Below are 1,589 nucleotides of genomic sequence, written 5' to 3'. Positions count from 1 at the left end.
GTACCCATGTATCGCCGTTTACTCGCACCGGGGCTGCTGTTGCTGTTGGCCGCCTGCGCGCAGGATCCGTCCATCACCAGCAGCACGGTACGGATCTGCGACGACACGGGGTGTTCCGATCGCCCTAAAGATCAGGTCTCCTATCAAAAAAGGGACGATGCGGACGACCGGGAAGATCCGCGCATCGCCGCGCTCAAGCAAACCGCGAAGACCCAGCCGAAGGCCGCCTACGACCTCGGCCTGCGCTATTTCCGCGGCGACGGCGTGCGCCAGGACAGCTACCAGGCCCTCAAGTGGATGCGCGAGGCCGCCGAACGCGGCGACCTGAACGCGCAGAAGGCGCTCGGCAGTTTCTACCTGTTCGGCCTCGAGGAAATGGGCTCGGATGCGCGCGAAGCGGAGAAGTGGCTGTCGATCGCGGCCGGCCGCGGCGACAAGGAATCGAAAAAGCTGCTCGATCTCGCGCGCAAGGCGAAGAAGGAAGACGAAGAAGACTGGAAATGGCGCACGCAGTGGCGTGATGTCTATTACGGCTACTGGTACTCGGGCTATCCGTACTACGGCGTCTGGCAGCAGACGTACTGGTACTACTGACCGGGCATCGGGCCTGAAGCAACGGGGGCAGCCGCGGGGAGACCACCATCGCGCGCCAAGCCGGGGGGGCTTATCGAAGTTCGCACGGACCCATAAGCCGAACAACGACTCTAATCGATCGACAACGACATGAAGACCAACCTTTCCCAACGTCTGATTCAAGGTGCGCTGGTTGCAGCGCTTGGCGCGTCCGTCGCGGGGTGCGGCGGCATGGTGACGCCCGGCGGGCAGAACGCCGGGGTGACGGGCGCGGCGGCCGGCGGCGCGAGCGCCGGCGCCGATTCGCAGTTGCAGCGCTGCGCGTCGCCGCTGGGCACGATCGCGGTCGACGACGGCCGCAACGCCGACTGGTGGGGCCCGTTCGGCAGCGCGACGAAGGTGACGAGCATCGACCCGCTGCTGCGGCTGGCCGTGCAGCAGTCGAACTGCTTCGTGATCACGTCGATCGGCAACCAGAAGAGCGACGCGCGCCTGTCGCGCATCACGCAACTGCAACGCAACTCGGGCGAATATCGCGCGGGCTCGAAGCAGCAGAAGGGCCAGCGTGTGGCGGCCGACTACTACATGGAGCCGCAGATCGTGATCAACGATTCGCCGATCGGCGGGATCGGCAGCATGATCGGCGGGCTGATCGGCAACAGCGCGGTGGCGGCGGTGGCGGGGCACCTGCAGACGAAGGCGTCGGTGGTCACGCTGACGCTGTTCGACGTGCGGTCGGCGGTGCAGATCGCGGCATCGGAAGGCAGCTCGACGGCGACGAACTACGGCGCGGCGCTGGGCGGCCTCGGCGGCGGGGTGGGCGGCGGGCTCGCCGGTTTCTCGACGACGCCGGAAGGCAAGGCGACGGTCGTCGCGTTCATCGACGCGTGGAACAAGATGGTCGTCGCGCTGCGCAGCTACAAGGCGCAGGACGTGAAGGGCGGCCTGGGCCGCGGTGGCCAGCTTCAGGTCAACTGACGCTGACGGGCCGGCGGGATGCCGCCGGCCGCTTGTCG

2 protein-coding genes are annotated in these 1,589 nt (G+C 67.1%); both read left to right on the top strand.

Features of this window, described 5'->3' with window-relative positions; genetic code table 11:
- Positions 1-6 precede the first annotated feature (6 nt).
- On the top strand, positions 7-594 hold the full coding sequence (locus CFB35_RS33865; RefSeq protein WP_059644760.1) for a tetratricopeptide repeat protein: 588 nt from the start codon (positions 7-9) through the stop codon (positions 592-594).
- Between the two features lie 129 nt (positions 595-723).
- The gene (locus tag CFB35_RS33860) at positions 724-1,551 is read left to right on the top strand and encodes a hypothetical protein (RefSeq protein ID WP_059581218.1); all 828 of its coding nucleotides are present in this window, start codon (positions 724-726) and stop codon (positions 1,549-1,551) included.
- Positions 1,552-1,589: the final 38 nt, after the last annotated feature.

Origin of the sequence: Burkholderia sp. AU16482, assembly GCF_002223285.1 — a bacterium.
GTDB lineage: Bacteria > Pseudomonadota > Gammaproteobacteria > Burkholderiales > Burkholderiaceae > Burkholderia > Burkholderia semiarida.
Note: the sequence above shows the minus strand (reverse complement) of the source record. Positions and strands in the feature narration are given on the sequence as shown.